Source organism: Donghicola eburneus (assembly GCF_900115865.1).
GTDB classification, from domain to species: Bacteria; Pseudomonadota; Alphaproteobacteria; order Rhodobacterales; family Rhodobacteraceae; genus Donghicola; species Donghicola eburneus.
Genome location: NZ_FOXY01000009.1, coordinates 143469 through 160501, shown reverse-complemented (window position 1 = coordinate 160501; position 17033 = coordinate 143469). Strand labels below are relative to the sequence as shown.

At 59.3% G+C, this 17033-nt stretch carries 13 protein-coding genes; 3 read left to right on the top strand and 10 right to left on the bottom strand.

The window, feature by feature from the left end:
• Window position 1 precedes the first annotated feature (1 nt).
• From BM225_RS15995 to BM225_RS15980, 4 genes are read right to left on the bottom strand one after another with little or no spacing between them, the layout of a single operon-like run.
• On the bottom strand, window positions 2-553 hold the full coding sequence (locus BM225_RS15995) for a sarcosine oxidase subunit gamma (RefSeq protein WP_092464947.1): 552 nt from the start codon (window positions 551-553) through the stop codon (window positions 2-4).
• Window positions 546-3491, bottom strand: a complete 2946-nt coding sequence (locus BM225_RS15990) for a sarcosine oxidase subunit alpha family protein (protein WP_092464946.1) — start codon at window positions 3489-3491, stop codon at window positions 546-548. The genes BM225_RS15995 and BM225_RS15990 overlap by 8 nt, the downstream gene beginning before the upstream one ends.
• Window positions 3488-3769, bottom strand: coding sequence for a sarcosine oxidase subunit delta (locus BM225_RS15985; protein ID WP_092464945.1), 282 nt, complete (start codon window positions 3767-3769; stop codon window positions 3488-3490). The genes BM225_RS15990 and BM225_RS15985 overlap by 4 nt, the downstream gene beginning before the upstream one ends.
• A gap of 9 nt (window positions 3770-3778) precedes the next feature.
• Complete coding sequence (locus tag BM225_RS15980) at window positions 3779-5029, bottom strand: sarcosine oxidase subunit beta family protein (RefSeq protein WP_092464944.1); 1251 nt, start codon at window positions 5027-5029, stop codon at window positions 3779-3781.
• Window positions 5030-5149: 120 nt separating this feature from the next.
• On the opposite strand from BM225_RS15980, the gene BM225_RS15975 reads away from it, so the two are divergent.
• A complete protein-coding gene (locus BM225_RS15975; protein ID WP_092464943.1) occupies window positions 5150-6097 on the top strand; it encodes a GlxA family transcriptional regulator in 948 nt (315 codons plus the stop codon).
• 58 nt (window positions 6098-6155) lie between these two features.
• Here the strand turns inward: BM225_RS15975 and glnT are convergent, their stop codons facing one another.
• The 6 genes from glnT to BM225_RS15945 form a co-directional block, all read right to left on the bottom strand.
• On the bottom strand, window positions 6156-7472 hold the full coding sequence (gene glnT / locus BM225_RS15970) for a type III glutamate--ammonia ligase (protein ID WP_092464942.1): 1317 nt from the start codon (window positions 7470-7472) through the stop codon (window positions 6156-6158).
• Between the two features lie 60 nt (window positions 7473-7532).
• Window positions 7533-8858: an FMN-binding glutamate synthase family protein gene (locus tag BM225_RS15965; protein WP_072703396.1), complete on the bottom strand. Its 1326-nt coding sequence runs from the start codon at window positions 8856-8858 to the stop codon at window positions 7533-7535.
• A gap of 10 nt (window positions 8859-8868) precedes the next feature.
• Window positions 8869-9552, bottom strand: a complete 684-nt coding sequence (locus BM225_RS15960; protein ID WP_092464941.1) for a GltB/FmdC/FwdC-like GXGXG domain-containing protein — start codon at window positions 9550-9552, stop codon at window positions 8869-8871.
• A gap of 4 nt (window positions 9553-9556) precedes the next feature.
• On the bottom strand, window positions 9557-10447 hold the full coding sequence (locus BM225_RS15955; RefSeq protein WP_092464940.1) for a class II glutamine amidotransferase: 891 nt from the start codon (window positions 10445-10447) through the stop codon (window positions 9557-9559).
• 198 nt (window positions 10448-10645) lie between these two features.
• Window positions 10646-11284, bottom strand: coding sequence for a helix-turn-helix domain-containing protein (locus BM225_RS15950; protein WP_092464939.1), 639 nt, complete (start codon window positions 11282-11284; stop codon window positions 10646-10648).
• A 24-nt stretch (window positions 11285-11308) separates the two neighbouring features.
• Window positions 11309-12604, bottom strand: coding sequence for an ABC transporter substrate-binding protein (locus tag BM225_RS15945; protein WP_092464938.1), 1296 nt, complete (start codon window positions 12602-12604; stop codon window positions 11309-11311).
• Window positions 12605-12782: 178 nt separating this feature from the next.
• On the opposite strand from BM225_RS15945, the gene BM225_RS15940 reads away from it, so the two are divergent.
• The gene (locus BM225_RS15940) at window positions 12783-14126 is read left to right on the top strand and encodes an NAD(P)-binding domain-containing protein (RefSeq protein ID WP_072703413.1); all 1344 of its coding nucleotides are present in this window, start codon (window positions 12783-12785) and stop codon (window positions 14124-14126) included.
• 60 nt (window positions 14127-14186) lie between these two features.
• The gene (locus BM225_RS15935; RefSeq protein WP_092464937.1) at window positions 14187-16547 is read left to right on the top strand and encodes a trimethylamine N-oxide demethylase; all 2361 of its coding nucleotides are present in this window, start codon (window positions 14187-14189) and stop codon (window positions 16545-16547) included.
• Window positions 16548-17033: the final 486 nt, after the last annotated feature.

Here is a 17033-nt window from a genome sequence, read left to right as displayed (position 1 = left end):
CTCATGTCTCCAATCGTTTGGCGGCAGTGCTTAGGGCGTGCCAGAGGGCATCTGCAAAGGTCCGCATACCGATCACCGTGAGGGTCGTCTCCGCTGGGCGAACAAGGAAGACCGTCATATGTTCGAGTCCCGTGCGGGTGGCGCACCCTGCCGAAAAAGCTGAGGCGGGCAGGTTCACCAGTTTGGTCATCAGCCTTTCCAGCGTTTCCGCGTCGCTGGTCAGCTCAAACGCAACAAAGCCATCGGTCTGTTCGGTCACAGAGCAGGCGGGAGCCTCGTCCTTTACGGCCTTGGCAAAGTCGCTAGTGCCCTGCCCCACGCTCATGATCATCCACTGGCCGGCGCCCGTCCAAAAAGCACTGGTGCCATCGGTTCCGCTGATTTTGCCCACATCAGGCAGCGTCAGGCCGAAGACCATCGGCGCCTCTTGCCCCTTTCGCAGGGCGAGTGAGGCTATGCCAAGGTCGGCATTCTCGGTGATCGCGAGCGCGCCAAACGTTTCTTGCCGCGCGGTTTGTGCGCCAAGCGCAGTGATCGGGGTCAAATCAGTCACGGAGACGTACTCCTTCGGGATCAACGAAATGGGCCGAGACGACTTCGACATCGAATTCTTGCCTTTCGAGAGGGTTGGCCGCGGATATGATCTCGCCTTGGCGGGTATCGCCATTTACGAGATACCCTAGGGCGATGTAGCCGCCCACATGGGGCGAATAACAGGACGAAGTGACCCAACCTTGGTCGGTTGACAGGTTTTGCTCTGTACCCTTGGTGAATAGGTGCGAACCCGCCCGAACTTGCATCGCGCCATTGACAGGTTTCAGTCCAACCAGACGGCGGGTGTCCTTTGCCAGACCTTCGCGGCGGGACATCACCGCGCCGATCGAGTCCTTTTTGGCGGACACCATTTTGCCCAACCCGAGCATCGCTGCTGTGGTCTGCCCGTTCAGTTCTGCGCCTGCCGCGTGCCCCTTCTCAATCCGAAGGACGGCAAGCGCCTCTGTCCCATAGGGGGTCGCACCAAGGTCGCGCCCCTGCTCTATCAAGCGCTCCATCAGGGCGTGACCGTAGCGCGCGGGTACTGCGATTTCATAAGCCAATTCGCCCGAGAAAGAGATCCGGAACAGACGCGCCCGCAGTCCTTTGCAGATTGTCAGTTCCGAACAGGCCATGAAGGGGAACGCCTCGTTCGAGATGTCAAAGTCATCGACAATCCGGCTCAGGAGTTCGCGGGATTTTGGGCCCGCGACTGCGATCTGGGCCCACGCATCCGTGGTCGAGATCAGCTGAACATCCAGTTCCGGCCACAAGCATTGGTGCGCGAATTCCATGTTCCGATATACAGGGCCCGCGTTGGCTGTGGTGGTTGTCACCACGTAGTGTTCTTCGGACAGGCGGGCACAGGTGCCGTCATCATACAGGTGTCCATCCTCGCGCAGCATCAAGCCGTATCGGACCATACCAACCTTGAGCGTCCCCATCATGTTGGCGTAGACGCGGTTCAGGAATTCGCCCGCATCTGCGCCTTGGACGTCGATTTTGCCAAGGGTCGTCACATCACACAGGCCAACGCTCGAGCGGACAGCTTTGACTTCGCGGTCGACCGACTGACGCCAGTGGGTTTCGCCGTCCTGTGGGAAGTATTGCGCGCGCATCCATGCACCAACTTCGACGAATTCCGCGCCTTGAGACTCGGCCCAGTGGTGGGTCGGGGTCAGTCGGGTTGGGCGGAAGTGTTTGCCGGTGTCGCCGCCGCCCAACACGGCCAGCGAAACGCCGGTGTAAGGCGGGCGGAAGATCGTCGTACCGGTCTCTGGGATCGTCGCGCCGCTGAGTTCAGCCATCACAGCCAACGCCGAGATGTTAGAGGTCTTGCCCTGATCGGTTGCCATCCCCAAAGTTGTCCAACGCTTCAGATGCTCGACCGAGCGCATGTTCTCCTTGTGCGACAGGGCGATGTCCTTGACGGTCACGTCGTTCTGAAAATCGACCCAGGCGCGTTTTTTGCCGGGGACATGCCAGTAGGCCTCTTGCGCGCTGGGGCGGTTCTCGGCCTTGGGTAGTGTAATTTCCGCACCCATAACGCCGATCTCGGTCAGGGCAGCCAGCGCAGCGCGCATACCGTCTGTCAGAGAGGCCTGCGTGCCCCCTTGGCCTGCGGCGGCGCCAGCAGGATGCATTCCCTTGGGGCCATTCGGGCTGGGAACAAAGGCGAGCAGGGTGTCGTCCCAAACGGGCCGCCCGCGATGGTGCGAGGACAAATGCACATTGGGGTTCCAGCCGCCGCCCACAGCCAGAGCGCCCACATCGTGCCAAGATGACTGGCCGTTGCGGGTAATTTGGATGCTGGTTAGGCCTAGCCGCCCCTTTGAGCCGGTGACGGTGCTGCCAGAGAAAAGCTGATAGTCCCCGAATTTCGGAGCATCCTCGCGGGTGTCGATGACCCCAAGCACGGGCGCGCCCTTGGCGATCAGGTCCAGCGCGGTGCGGTGCCCATCGTCGCCGTTGGTAAAGATGGCAACGGGATCCGAAGGAGACTTGACCGGTGCGGCCGCCCATCGGTTGGCATAGGCACGCGTGGCCCCCGACAACATGATCCCGGGGCGGTCATTGTCGGCAAAGGGAATGTGCCGCTCAATCGCACCAGCGGCTAGAACGCAGGATTTCGCCGTAATCCGCCATAGGGTTTGGCGGACATGATTGCCGGGCACAGGCAGATGATCTGCAACCTTCTCGACCGCGCCATAGATGCCGTGGTCGTAGGTGCCAAAGACAGTGGTGCGCGGCATGATGCGAACGTTTGGCAGGCTGTCTAGCTCAGCCAGCGTGCGGTTGACCCAATCAGAGGCTGGCGCCTCGTCCAATAGATCGCTTTCAGCCAGAAGACGGCCACCGACCTGGAAATCTTCGTCCGCGAGGATCACTTTGGCCCCTGCCCGTCCTGCGGTCAGAGCAGCGGACAATCCCGCTGCGCCAGCGCCGACGATGAGTACGTCGCAATGCAGGAAGCCTTTGTCATAGGCATCTGGGTCCGGCAACATCGACAATTCGCCAAGACCTGCGGCTTTGCGGATCGCGGGTTCGTAAAGCTTTTCCCAGAAAGCACGCGGCCACATGAAGGTCTTGTAATAGAACCCTGCGGCAAAGAAGGGCGCAAGGCGGTCGTTGAGCGCCAAGAGATCGCGGTCCAGCGGGCCGATGTGGTTTTGTGATTTGGCGGTCAGGCCATCGTACAACTCGGTTACTGTCGCGCGGGTGTTCGGCTCTGATCGCGCACCATCTCGCAGAGTGACCAGCGCATTCGGTTCCTCGGACCCGGCGGAGAAGACGCCGCGCGGACGGTGGTATTTGAAGCTGCGGCCCATCAGCTGCACACCATTGGCCAACAAAGCCGAGGCCAGCGTGTCGCCAGCGTAGCCTTTGTAGCCCTGCCCGTTGAAGGTAAAGTGCAGGGGCTTGGAGCGGTCGATCAGACCGCCGGTCAAACGGGTCATTTCGCACCTCGGGATTTGACGTCTGTTGCCAATTCGGCGCTTAGGATTTCGTGTGTGACGGTATTGCGGGTCACGACGAGCCAAGAGCGGTCGCCCTGTTCGTGGAACCACAGTTCGCGATGCACACCAGCGGGGTTGTCGCGTAGAAAAACGTAGTCGCAGAAATCCGCTTCGGCGGTTTCGGCGTTTGGGTCGGGGCGGTTCATCAGCGCGGCGTCGCCGTAATACGTGAACTCTTGCGCGTCGCGCAGACCAAGCAAGGGATGAGGGATCAACATCAGGTGGCCTCAGTGCAGGTTGGGTTGGGCGCCAACGCCCTTTTCGTCGATGACATAGCCGCGCGCGAACCGGTCCAGTCGGTAGGCGGTCGCGGTCTCGTGCGGCGTGTCGGTGGCCAAGAGATGGGCAAAGCAGTAGCCAGAGGCCGGGGTCGCCTTGAACCCGCCATAGCACCAGCCCGCGTTCAGATAGAGGCCGTCGATATGGGTCTTGTCGATGATCGGGGAGCCGTCCATGGACATGTCCATGATGCCGCCCCAGCTGCGCAGTAGGCGCGCACGGCCGATCATGGGCATCAGGGCCATGCCGCCTTCGACCACATCTTCGACCACGGGCAGGTTGCCGCGCTGTGCATAGGAATTGTAGCCGTCAATATCGCCGCCAAAAACCAGCCCGCCCTTGTCCGACTGGCTGACATAGAAGTGGCCTGCGCCAAAGGTGATGACGCCGGGAATGGTTGGTTTTAAGCCCTCGGAAACAAAGGCTTGCAGGACGTGGCTCTCGATCGGAAGTCGCATGCCTGCCATCGCCATGACACGCGACGAGGATCCTGCCACAGCCACGCCAACCTTTTTGGCGCCGATGTAGCCACGAGAGGTTTCGACCCCTAACATTTTGCCGTCTTCAATACGGAAGCCGGTGACTTCGCAATTCTGGATCAGGTCTACACCGCGCATGTCTGCTGCGCGCGCGTAACCCCACGCAACACCGTCGTGACGGGCCGTGCCTGCGCGCTTCTGCATCAGGCCGCCCTTGATCGGGAAGCGGGCGTTGTCAAAGTTCAAGAAGGGCACCATCTCGCGCAGATCGTCTTGCGACAGCAATGTGCCGCCGGCGCCTGATAAGTGCATCGCGTTGCCACGGCGGCGGTAAGCATCACGCTGCGCGTCCGTGTGGCATAAGTTTATAATCGAACGCTGGCTGACCATCGAGTTGAAGTTCAGATCCTGCTCTTGGCTCTCCCAGAGCTTCATCGAAAATTCGTAGAATGGCTGGTTGCCCGGCAGCATGTAGTTCGACCGGATGATCGTCGTGTTGCGCCCGATGTTGCCCGACCCAAGCCAGCTTTTCTCGAGCACCGCGATGTTTTCTAGCCCGTAGGTCGCGGCCAGATGATAGGCCGTCGCCAAGCCGTGCCCGCCACCGCCAACGATGATAATATCGTAGGACTTTTTCGGCTCGGGGTTCCCCCAAAGGGGCTTCCAGCCCTTGTGGCCGGTCACCGCCTCCTTAAAGACCTTAAATCCAGAGAATCTCATACTTTCTCTCCTTCGTATGACGTCTGTTTTATCGGTGTTTGCGCAGGGCTTCTTCTTTCTATTGGACGTTATTCTCAGTAAAATGGCCGCGAATAGAAGCATCGGGCTGAGGGGCGAGATATGAGGCGAATCGGCTTTCTTTTGGTGGATGATTTTGCGCTTCTCTCGACCGCAGCAGCGCTTGAACCTTTGCGCGCCGCAAACATGTTTGCGGCGTCTTTGGCCTACGATGTGACCCTGCTCTCTACCACTGGAAAGACCGCGCAATCTTCAATTGGGGCATGGTTTGAAACCAAGTATTTTCGCGACGTTACACCGCTTTATGACATTCTTTTCGTGGTTGCGGGTGGCGATCCGGCGGGTATCAACGATCCAAGCCTTTTCGCTTGGTTGAGGCAGGCGGATCGCAATGGAGTGGCATTGGGAGGGATCTCGGGCGGTGCCCTTTTGCTTGCTAAAGCAGAGCTGATGTCGGGGCGGCGCTTCACGGTCCACTGGCATCATTATGACGCATTCAAAGGGATGGACGGAGTGTCCTTGCTGGAGCGCCGCCTGTTTGTGATCGACCGCGACCGCTACACGTGCGCCGGTGGGTCTGCACCGCTGGATATGATGCACGCCATCATCGCGCGCGATCACGGAACGCGATTTGCGCAGCGAATTTCGGATTGGTTTATTCAGACCGATGTGCGCGGAGCGGACGCGCCGCAGCAGTCTTCGATCTCTGCTCGCTACGGCGTGGTGCCGGATGCCGTGATGGCGACGCTCGAGATGATGGAGTCTCACATCGCGGACCCGCTGAGCCAAGAGCAACTTGCCGATCTGGCGGGTGTGTCATCGCGACAGCTGCGCCGGCAGTTTGTCGAGTCTATTGGCCGCTCGATGATGGAGGAATATCGCCGCATTCGACTCGAAACCGCGCGCGAGTTGATCGAGGGCAGCCGGATGCCGCTGTCCGAGGTTGCGCAGATCACTGGCTTTGCCAGTCAAACCCACTTTTCGGACGCCTACCGCAAGGTTTATGGCACCGCGCCCTCTGCCCTAAGACGGAAAAAGGGCCCGGCGTGATGCCGGACCCAGGGAAATCCGAGGAGGGAACCTGCCCCGGATGGGATGGATCACCGGATCAGATGTCGAGCGTGTTGTCTTTTTCCCAAGCCGAGAAATGCGAGACAAACGCGTTCCATTCCTGATGCTTCATCTTGATGTAGGACGCAGAGAAAGCGGTTCCCAAAGCTGACTTGAGCCCTTCGTCGGCGTCAAATGCGCGGATCGCGTCCAGCATGTTCAGGGGCAGTTTGGGAGCGTCGGTGACGGTGTGGCCTTCGGCGTACATGTCGATGTCCCAACGCTTGCCCGGGTCGGCCTTGGCGTTGATGCCCGACAGACCCGCCGCGATGATGACGGCTTGCAGCAGATAGGGGTTCACTGCGCCATCAGGCAAGCGCAACTCGAAACGGCCAGCGCCGGGAACGCGCACCATGTGTGTACGGTTGTTGCCGGTCCACGTCACCGTATTCGGGGCCCAGGTTGCGCCCGACATGGTCCGCGGGGCGTTGATCCGTTTGTAGCTGTTCACGGTGGGATTGGTGATCGCGGCCAGTGCTTCGGCGTGCTTCATGATCCCGCCAAGGAAGAAGCCGCCCTGCTCGGACAGGCCTACCTCGCCGATTTGACCGCCCGCATCGCCCGCAAAGGCGTTGGTCTTGCCGTCCATATCCCAGACCGAGATATGCGCATGGCACCCGTTGCCAGTCAGACCTTCGATCGGTTTCGGCATGAAGGTTGCACGCAGGCCGTGCTTTTCGGCGACCGATTTCACCATGAACTTGAAGAACGAATGTCGGTCGGCGGTCACCAGCGCGTCGTCGAATTCCCAGTTCATTTCGAACTGGCCGTTCGCGTCCTCGTGGTCGTTCTGGTAGGGGCCCCAGCCGAGATCGAGCATGTAGTCGCAGATTTCAGCGATCACATCGTAGCGGCGCATGACCGCCTGCTGATCATAGCAGGGTTTCTCTGCGGTATCGAAGGGGTCCGAGATTTTGTCGCCTTCGGGCGTCAGCAGGAAGAATTCGGCTTCGATGCCAGTTTTGACGCGCAGGCCTGCTTCAGATGCCTCTTTAATCAGCTTTTTCAGAACGTTGCGGGGCGCTTGTTCAACGGGCTCGCCTTCCATAACGCAATCTGCGGGCACCCACGCAACATCGGGTTTCCAAGGCAGTTGGATCACCGCGTCGGGGTCGGGCACGGCCAGCATATCGGGGTGAGCGGGCGTCAGATCAAGCCAAGTGGCAAAGCCGGCAAAGCCCGCGCCGTCCTCTTCCATATCCGCGATGGCGCTGGCGGGGACCAGTTTCGCGCGCTGACCGCCGAACAGGTCAGTGTAGGAGACCATGAAGTACTTAACGCCGTTCTCTTCGGCAAATTTCGCGAGTTTACTCATATTATTATCCCTTTTCCCTGTTGGTTGCAGAGGGGCGCAAAGGCCCCGCTGGCGTGTCTCTTAGAAGCCGGGTTTGCCGGGGTACCAATTGGTGCCCGCGAGCGGAACCTGCGCCATTGCGGCGGCTTCCATGGTCAGGGCGCACAGATCTTCGGGCTCGAGGTTGTGCACGTGGTTGTGGCCGCAAGCGCGCGCGATGGTCTGGCATTCCAGCGTCATCACGTTCAGGTAGTTGCGCAAACGGCGGCCCGCAGCGGTGGGGTCCAGACGCTTCATCAACTCTGGGTCTTGGGTGGTGATGCCCGCAGGATCGCGGCCCTCGTGCCAATCGTCATAGGCGCCAGTGGTCGATCCCAAGGCTTGGTATTCGGCCTCCCACTTGGGGTCATTGTCCCCAAGCGCGATCAAGGCGGCGGTGCCGATGGCGACCGCATCGGCACCCAAAGCCAGCGCTTTGGCAACGTCCGCGCCGGAGCGGATGCCGCCCGACACGACCAGCTGGACTTCGCGGTGCATACCCAGATCCTGAAGCGCCTGAACGGCGGGACGGATGCACGCCAAAGTTGGCTGGCCCACGTGTTCGATAAACACATCCTGCGTCGCAGCCGTGCCGCCCTGCATGCCGTCCAGAACGACCACATCCGCGCCTGCTTTGACCGCCAAAGCGGTGTCATAGTAGGGACGTGCGCCACCGATCTTGATGTAGATCGGCTTCTCCCAGCCGGTGATTTCGCGAATCTCGAGGATTTTGATCTCCAGATCATCGGGGCCGGTCCAGTCGGGGTGACGGCAGGCCGAGCGCTGGTCGATGCCCACGGGTAGATCGCGCATGCCAGCTACACGTTCGGTGATCTTTTGACCCAGCAGCATACCGCCGCCGCCCGGTTTCGCGCCCTGCCCCACAACGATCTCGATCGCGTCGGCGCGGCGCAGATCGTCAGGGTTCATGCCGTAGCGGCTGGGAAGGTACTGATAGACCAGCTTTTCTGAGTGCCCACGTTCCTCTTCGGTCATGCCGCCATCGCCAGTGGTGGTCGACGTGCCCGCCATTGTCGCGCCGCGACCAAGGGCTTCTTTGGCGTGGCCGGAAAGCGCGCCGAACGACATTCCCGCAATGGTGATTGGGATTTTCAGCTCGATCGGCTTCTTGGCGAAACGGGTGCCGAGGGTGACCGAGGTGTCGCATTTCTCGCGGTAGCCTTCTAGCGGGTAGCGCGACATAGATGCGCCAAGGAACAGCAGATCGTCAAAGTGCGGCACACGGCGTTTTGCGCCCCCACCACGGATGTCATAAATGCCGGTTGCAGCGGCACGGCGGATTTCAGAGTTTACCGAGTTCGAAAACGTCCAGCTCTGGCGCGGATCGGTTTGGGGTGTCTTGTCCATGTCGCGCTCCTCAGTATTCGTCGGCGTGGTCGATGTTGAAATTGTAGAGCTTGCGGGCCGAGCCATAGCGCTTGAACTCTTCGGGTTTCGCGTTCGCACCCGCCTTGGCCAGCAGGTCCTTGAGGATTTCCAGATGCTCGGGGCGCATCTCTTTTTCGATGCAGTCGGCACCCAGAGATTTGACGGAGCCACGCACAAACAGGCGCGCTTCGTACAGCGAGTCCCCAAGCGCGTCTCCAGCATCCCCCAGCACGACCAAGTTGCCCTTTTGCGCCATAAATGCAGACATGTGGCCGATGTTGCCGTGGACGACGATGTCGATGCCCTTCATTGAGATGCCGCAGCGGGACGAGGCATTGCCCTTGATATTCAGCAGACCGCCGTGGCCGGTCGCGCCTGCGTACTGGGACGCGTCGCCTTCGATGACGACTTCGCCGGACATCATGTTTTCCGCAACGCCGGGGCCGGTGGAGCCTTCTACGCGGATGGTCGCGGATTTGTTCATGCCCGCGCAGTAGTAACCGGTCGAGCCTTTGATCGTGACAGACAGCGGGCCATCAAGGCCCACAGCGACCGCGTGACTGCCGCGAGGATTGGTGATCTCAAACGCGCTGTTCGATTGGGATTTCGCAGCCTCTTGCAGGGTCACGTTGACCTCGCGCAGGGGGGTGGTGGACATATCCAGAGTGGTCATTGGATCAGCGCTCCCAGAAGTAGACAGTGGCGGGTTCGGGTTCCCAGACCTTGGCGGCCTCTATGCCCGGCAGGTCCGCGAAGGCGCGGTATTCGCTGGCAAAGGCCACGTAGTCTTCGGTTTCGGCCATGACGGCGGGTTTGCAGGCGATGGGGTCACGGACCACGCCAAAGCCGTTCTTGGTGCCAGTCACAAAGGTGAAGAAGCCGTCCAGATCGTCGATGGTGCCTTCCAGCGCCTGACCCAACGAGGCACCTTCTGCGATGCGCGAGCTGATATAGGCTGCGCCCACTTCGGTGTCGTTTTCCGATTTGGTGAAGACGCCCTTTTTCGCCAGCTTGCGGCGCATCTGGTTGTGGTTCGACAGGCTACCGTTGTGCACAAGGCACTGATCATCAGCGGTCGAGAAGGGATGCGCGCCCATGGTTGTCACAGCGGATTCCGTCGCCATGCGGGTGTGGCCGATGCCGTGGCTGCCACCCATGTCGCGCAGACCAAAGCGCGCTGCAACGTCCTTGGGCAGGCCCACCTCTTTGTAGATTTCCATCGACGAGCCAACGCCCATGATCCGCAGGCCCTTTCCTTCGAGGAAAGAAACCGCTGCATCCTGTTTCTCGACAGGCAAAACGATCACGGCGTGGGTGTCGACTGTTTTGACCGATGCGGTGGTGCCTAGCGCTTCGTTCAGCGCAGCTTCCAGTCCTGCAAAGGCGATGTCGGGGGTGTCCGATTGCACGGTGATCTTGGTGCTTCCCGCCGCTTCGTCACCGTAGATCGCAATTCCCGCACTGTCGGGGCCGCGGTCAGTCATGGTGATAAGCATATCGGTCAGCATGTCACCCAGCTTGGGGCGCAGGTCGTCCTTTTTCAGGAATAGGCCAACAATGCCGCACATGGGGGGTCTCCTTGTGACTTAAGACGAGACGCGAGCTTGCGTCCTTGACCCTTTAGTAGCGGGATATTTAATTTCCCAACAGGAAAGTTTATCTCTCCACCGGAAAATTGCTCGGAGTGGAGCTTTTGTGCCTAAGAATTGTGCGAAAATTTGGTTGAACGTATGGATTGGACCGCGATTGGTCCACTATTGGACCAATCAGCGTGTCTGCGGATAGGTAATGATCGACAGGTAGCGCAGCGGCAGACTCGTGATCTCCTCGGGGCCGTGGGGAGCATCCGAATCAAAGAACAGCGAGTCGCCCTCTTCCAATAGGTAGCGCTGGTCGCCGTGGCGGTAATTCACCTTGCCCTCGAGGATATAGAGGAACTCGATTCCTTCGTGCTGAAAGGTCTGGAAGTGCGAGTTCTCGTCCAGCGTGATCAGATAAGGTTCGACTACCACGCCGGAATTATTAGACCCGATATGGCCGAGCAGATTGTACTGGTGGCCCGCGCGAGTGCCTTCGCGTTCGATCTCTGCGCCCTCGCCTGCTTTGACATGCATGCAGCCGCGTGTTTCCTCGTAGCCCGAAAACAGCTGGATCAGAGGCACCTTCAGTGCATTCGCCAGAGCCGAGATTGTGTTCAGCGACGGAGAGATCACGCCGTTTTCGATCTTGGACAGCATCCCGACAGATAGTCCCGTCATCCCTGCCAGATCAGCCCCTGTCAGCCTTTGCCGCTTGCGCAACTCGCGGACCTGACGGCCAATCGCGACTTCTAGGTTCTTTTCCCGCTGCTCTTTGATGGCATGTGGGTTCTGGCGGAGGGGGGCGGTGCCTGTCTTCTTTTCCAAGGGCCTACTCTGTCTGGTTTGCTTTTATTGTTCGTCTGCGGTCGCGAGCGCACTGACAAGGTCGGGTTTTCCCCGCTGATGCCAGAGCTGCCCAACATTGCTCAACTCTTCGATCAGAATGTCTTTGTGGGTTTCGAGCCAGTCCAGCACGGAGCCGAACTCTTCGATCACGGCCTTTCCGTCCTTGATGGACACGACGGGCCAATCGCCGACCAAGGCGTTGTCGATGCCATAAACGTCGTCCCCCCACCATTTCGCCATACCAAAGGCATGAGGCATGTGCCGACCGCGTTTTAGCGCCGCCAGAACCGGAGAGGTGCTAAGGCTGGCGGCTGTCTCGACTGCCTCGTGCCAGATGTCGAGGATCGACGCATATTCCCAACTCACGGCGGACCATTCATTCGGAAATCGTTGCGTGTAGGTCTGAAAGAAGGCTTTGGGCTGTCGAAAAAAGAACTCTGCGTCGTCCAATGCTGGATCGTCAAAATCTGGAAACTGGAAGGTGAACCGCTCCATGAACTCCGGCGAGGTGCTGTCCAGAAGGTCGCGATAGGTGTCGCAGGTGCAGGCCAGAATGCGCCCCTTGAAGCCTGCGCGATAGGCCGCGCGGGTCATGGCGTCGATGGTCGGGGGCGGCGAGCTGCACCAGCACAGGACATCTGGGCGCGACGCCATCATTTCGGCAACGATGGCGTCGATATCGGCGGTGTCGTCATCATACAGGACTTCGGCCACCACATCGCGGTCCGCCACACGGCACGCGGCACGGTAGGTGGCAAGTGACGGTAGTCCCAGTGGATCTTGTTGCGAACACAGCGCGATGCGGCGTGCGTCGGGGTGGGCGCGGGCCAGCCACTCGACGCCTGTGACGTTAAAGAAGGGGTGCACCTCGGCCGGAGCGATCAGCGTCGGGTGATCCGGCGACAGGTCAGACGGCAGCAGCGTGGCAGTCAGTACCTTTTTTTCCATCAGGTAGGCAAAAGCCAAGCCCATGTTCGGTCCGCCGAGCGTCAGCATCAGGCGAACATTTTGGGTTTCGACCATGCGACGGGCCGCTTCTAGCGTCGCCTCTTCGCCATGCGCGCTGTCTTCGGCGACGAGTTCGACGAGATGGCGGCGGCCCCCGATCATCATGCCGCCGCGTTCGTTGATCCAATCCACCCAGATCTGGCAGCCCTTCAGGCCTGGACGGCCCCAGAACTCTTCTGGGCCGGTCATGGGGACCAGCATGCCGATCCGCACAGCGGCCCGCATCTGGACGCTGAGCCGAGGCAAACTGCCCGACACGGCGAGTCGCTGTGCCAAGGAGGCTGCGCTCATCTTCTTACCTCACGCCTAAAAACACGACAGTCCGGGGTAGGTTTTCCCACCAATTATTCTCTCCCAAAGAAAATTTGTTGACCACCATTAAATTTTTGGCCCACACCAGTAACAACCAAAAGAACCAATTCATAAAAATGGTTCACACCAATAAGCGAGCCAACATGGAGAAGACGACATGACCAAAAGAGTTGCAGTCATCGGCGCGGGCCCCTCGGGACTTGCTCAGCTACGAGCCTTCCAATCCGCAGCGCAAAAGGGCGCAGAAATCCCCGAAATCGTATGTTTTGAAAAGCAGTCGAACTGGGGCGGTCTGTGGAATTACACGTGGCGCACCGGCGTCGATGAAAATGGCGAGCCTGTGCATGGCTCGATGTACCGCTATCTGTGGTCGAATGGTCCCAAAGAGGGTCTTGAGTTCGCCGACTATTCCTTTGAAGAGCATTTCGGCAAGCAGATCGCATCCTACCCACCCCGGGCTGTACTGTTCGACTATATTGAAGGTCGCGTGCTCAAGGCGAATGTGCGTGACTGGATCCGTTTCTCGACCGTTGTTCGTTGGGTCGAATACGATGCCGATAAGGGTGATTTTGAGGTCACTGTCCATGATATGAAATCAGACACCGTGACCCGCGAACGCTTTGACAACGTGATCGTGGCGTCTGGTCACTTCTCTTCGCCCAATGTGCCTGAATATCCCGGTTTTGACCGCTTTAATGGCCGGATCGTGCACGCGCACGACTTCCGCGATGCCCGCGAGTTCGAGGGCAAAGATGTGCTGTTGATGGGCTCGTCTTACTCAGCCGAAGACATCGGGTCCCAGTGCTGGAAGTACGGCGCGAATTCGATCACCACTTGCTACCGCTCGGCCCCCATGGGCTTTGATTGGCCCGACAACTGGGAGGAAAAAGGCGGTTTTGAACGTGTCGAAGGCAAAACGGCATATTTCAAGGACGGCACCACCAAGGATATCGACGCGATCATCCTGTGCACCGGCTATCGCCATTATTTCCCGTTCTTGCCAGATGATCTGCGGCTCAAGACAGCGAACCGTCTGGCAACCGCGGACCTGTACAAAGGCGTGGCCTATGTTCACAATCCCAAGCTTTTCTATCTGGGTATGCAGGATCAGTGGTTCACCTTTAATATGTTCGATGCTCAGGCATGGTGGGTGCGTGACGCGATCATGGGCCGGATCGAGATCCCCGCAGACAAGCAGGTTCTGATGGCTGACGTGGCAGAGCGCGAAGCGCGCGAAGAGGCCTCGGACGACACCAAATACGCCATCAAGTATCAGGCAGACTACATCAAAGAGCTTGTCGCCGAGACTGACTATCCGTCCTTCAACGTGGATGGTGCCTGCGAGGCATTCTTTGAGTGGAAGAAGCACAAGTCTGAGAACATTATGGGCTTCCGCAACAACTCGTACACGTCGGTCATCACCGGCACCGAAGCGCCCGTCCACCACACCCCGTGGAAAGATGCGTTGGACGATAGCCTTGAAGTCTATCTGCAAAACTAAGCAAGACCTGCGCTTCGGGCCTGATCGGCCCGAGGCACCTTTCATGAAAAGAGAGATGCTATGATCCTCGACCAGATTGGTCAGCCGTTCCGGCCCGGCCCGCCGCGTGGCTCCGTCCCGCGGCGTGCGGCCGCCTACGGGCTTGGCCCGAAAGAAGAGCGCTACACCGTGCAAGGTGGCGGCGCTGCGCTGATCGAAATCAAGGCTGGCGACAGGCTGATCGTCCGCAATACCGAAGGTGGCCAGATCTGTGAGGTATTGGCGGCGCACCGCGATGGGCGATGCGATCCGGCAATCCTTGGGGTTTCTGGAAATGCACAGGGTGCTGGCGTGCGTGCTGCGCTTGCTGATATGCCGCGCCTACAAGCGGGTCTGGTTCAGCGCGATATTAATGTTTCCAGCGCGCAAACCTTGCAAATATTCTCATCCACATCACCCGCGGGCACTGCGGAAAGTTTTGCTGTCCAAGCTGATGGCTGGGTTTTAATCACGGCCCCTTGCCCCGCTCCTGATTTCGAGGCGCAGGTCACCGCGACCCCGCTTGCAGTGACGTTAACCCGAGCCACCGCACGGCAGACAGGTGCGTTCGCTTTGCCTGATCCTTTGGCCGAGCCGGTGCTCGACCTGCGCGTGGTCTCTGCCACCGCACGGGCTTATCGCGTGAAAAAGGGCGATTACATCCAGATCATGGATGTGGACGGGCGGCAGTGTACGGACTTCCAAGCCTTTGATGCGCGCAAGGTGGACAAGGGTATTTTCCACCCTCTGGATGTGACCACCACCCGCACGATCCAAGGGCACAGCTACCCCATGCCCGGCTTGCATGGAAAGTATTTCGACCACGATCTGACCCCTTTGATCGAGGTGGTGCAGGACACTTGCGGGCGCCATGACGCCTTTGCACTGGCCTGCAATGCCAAATACTATGACGATATCGGGTATCCTGGGCATGTGAATTGCTCGGACAACTTCAATGGGGCGCTGGCCCAGTATGGCGTGCCCGCACGACCGGGCTGGATGGCGGCCAACTTCTTTTTCAACACCGGCATTGATGAGCACGGCGTCATGTATTCCGACGAGCCGTGGTCGCGCCCCGGTGACTATGTGCTGCTGCGGGCGCTCACGGACTTGATTTGTGTGTCATCTGCGTGCCCCGACGACACATCGCCTGCGAACGGTTGGCTGCTAACCGACATTCATGTGCGTACCTATGACGGTGCAGAGCGGTTTGGCCGCGCGACCGCGTGGCGCCCGACCCCCGACGAGGATCCCATCATGACCCGCGAGAGCGCCTTTCACGATCGCTTTGCCGCAATGACCCAAGACTTTGACGACTATAACGGATTCTGGCTGCCGAACTCTTTCCCGCAATGTGATCCGGTCGAAAGCTATTGGGCCTGCCGCAAGGACGTGGTCGTCATGGACCTGTCCGCACTGCGCAAATTCGAGGTGACGGGCCCAGATGCTGAAGCGTTGATGAACTGGGTGCTGACGCGCAATGTGGAAAAACTGGCCGAGGGCCAAGTCGTCTATTCTGCCATGTGTTATCCGCACGGGGGTATGGTGGATGATGGTACGCTCTTCCGGCTTGGGCCGCAGAACTTCCGCTGGATTGGCGGATCGGAAATGGGCGGAGCATGGATGCGCGAAGAGGCCGCGCGTTTGGGCCTGAACGTGATGATCCGCTCCTCGACAGATCAGATGCATAATCTGGCGGTCCAGGGCCCGAAGTCGCGTGAGCTGATTACATCGCTGTTCTGGACGGCGCCTCATCACACAGACCTGACCGAGATGGGCTGGTTCCGCTTTACGCCTGCGCGCCTTGGTGGTTCCGAAGGAATTCCTGTTGTTATCTCGCGGACGGGCTACACGGGTGAATTGGGCTACGAAGTTTTTTGCCACCCCAAAGACGGTGCCGCGATTTTCGATGCAATCTGGGCGGCCGGACAGCCCATGGGGATGAAGCCGATGGGTTTGGCTGCGCTAGATCTCGTGCGGATTGAAAGTGGGCTGGTTTTTGCGGGGTATGACTTCTCTGACCAAACCGACCCGTTCGAAGCAGGGATCGGTTTCACAGTGCCGCTCAAATCGAAAACCACTGATTTCGTCGGGCGCGATGCGCTGCTCCGCCGCAAAGAGCATCCGTCGAGGAAGTTCGTAGGTTTGGAGGTCGAAGGGCAGAATGCCATCGCCCACGGTGATTGCATTCGGATTGGCCGCGCGCAAGTCGGTGAGGTTTGCTCGGCCATGTGGTCCCCTCGGACAGGGCAATGGATCGCGCTGGCACGGATCGACGTGGCGCATGCGGATGTCGGGACCGAGGTGGAAGTCGGCCAACTGGATGGTCACCTGAAACGCTATGCGGCCAAAATCGCGCCCTTCCCCCACTATGACCCGCAAAAATCGCGTCCGCGCAGCTGAAGCGCGCCGTCGCTTGCCTTGTCCTGTGCAGGTAACAGGCGCTGATATACTCTTTGTGATGTATGAGCTGTCGCGCTGTCGGCCGAAAGTGGCCGGACAGCGCGGTGGCTTGCACTTGTAACCCAAGCTCGCTTATTGCATACGGCCGGCGCGTCGCCGAGAGGGTCGATGCCTGAAAACGCAATGGCTTGGGTTCGAAAAATACTGTGAAATATAGCGTTTGCAGGGACCATTGGTCAGAGCAGGCAACTAACGATCTGTCACGAAACTGTGACCAAAAATCGCTGAGCGACCAAGAAGTGTCGCTTTTAAGTCCTGTCACAAAACCTTTAGGCTATATCAAAGGTCTATGGCGTCTGTGCCTTTCACGCAGAGGACGCCCAATAAAAACTCTCTAAGACGTCGCACCTTTGGGGTGTTTGAGCGGCCAGTGGCGCAAGGACTAGGCGGGATCGCCTACCGGCCAAGACCGAACAGACCAGTGCG

Bases quoted from the DNA above. Each gene is read 5' to 3' on its own strand.
- BM225_RS15975 (WP_092464943.1), top strand. From the start codon at position 5,150: ATGAGGCGAATCGGCTTTCTTTTGGTGGATGATTTTGCGCTTCTCTCG.
- BM225_RS15945 (WP_092464938.1), bottom strand. From the start codon at position 12,604: ATGAGCGCAGCCTCCTTGGCACAGCGACTCGCCGTGTCGGGCAGTTTG.
- BM225_RS15980 (WP_092464944.1), bottom strand. From the start codon at position 5,029: ATGAGATTCTCTGGATTTAAGGTCTTTAAGGAGGCGGTGACCGGCCAC.
- BM225_RS15960 (WP_092464941.1), bottom strand. From the start codon at position 9,552: ATGACCACTCTGGATATGTCCACCACCCCCCTGCGCGAGGTCAACGTG.
- BM225_RS15935 (WP_092464937.1), top strand. From the start codon at position 14,187: ATGATCCTCGACCAGATTGGTCAGCCGTTCCGGCCCGGCCCGCCGCGT.
- BM225_RS15940 (WP_072703413.1), top strand. From the start codon at position 12,783: ATGACCAAAAGAGTTGCAGTCATCGGCGCGGGCCCCTCGGGACTTGCT.
- glnT (WP_092464942.1), bottom strand. From the start codon at position 7,472: ATGAGTAAACTCGCGAAATTTGCCGAAGAGAACGGCGTTAAGTACTTC.
- BM225_RS15985 (WP_092464945.1), bottom strand. From the start codon at position 3,769: ATGTTGATCCCTCATCCCTTGCTTGGTCTGCGCGACGCGCAAGAGTTC.
- BM225_RS15955 (WP_092464940.1), bottom strand. From the start codon at position 10,447: ATGTGCGGCATTGTTGGCCTATTCCTGAAAAAGGACGACCTGCGCCCC.
- BM225_RS15965 (WP_072703396.1), bottom strand. From the start codon at position 8,858: ATGGACAAGACACCCCAAACCGATCCGCGCCAGAGCTGGACGTTTTCG.
- BM225_RS15990 (WP_092464946.1), bottom strand. From the start codon at position 3,491: ATGACCCGTTTGACCGGCGGTCTGATCGACCGCTCCAAGCCCCTGCAC.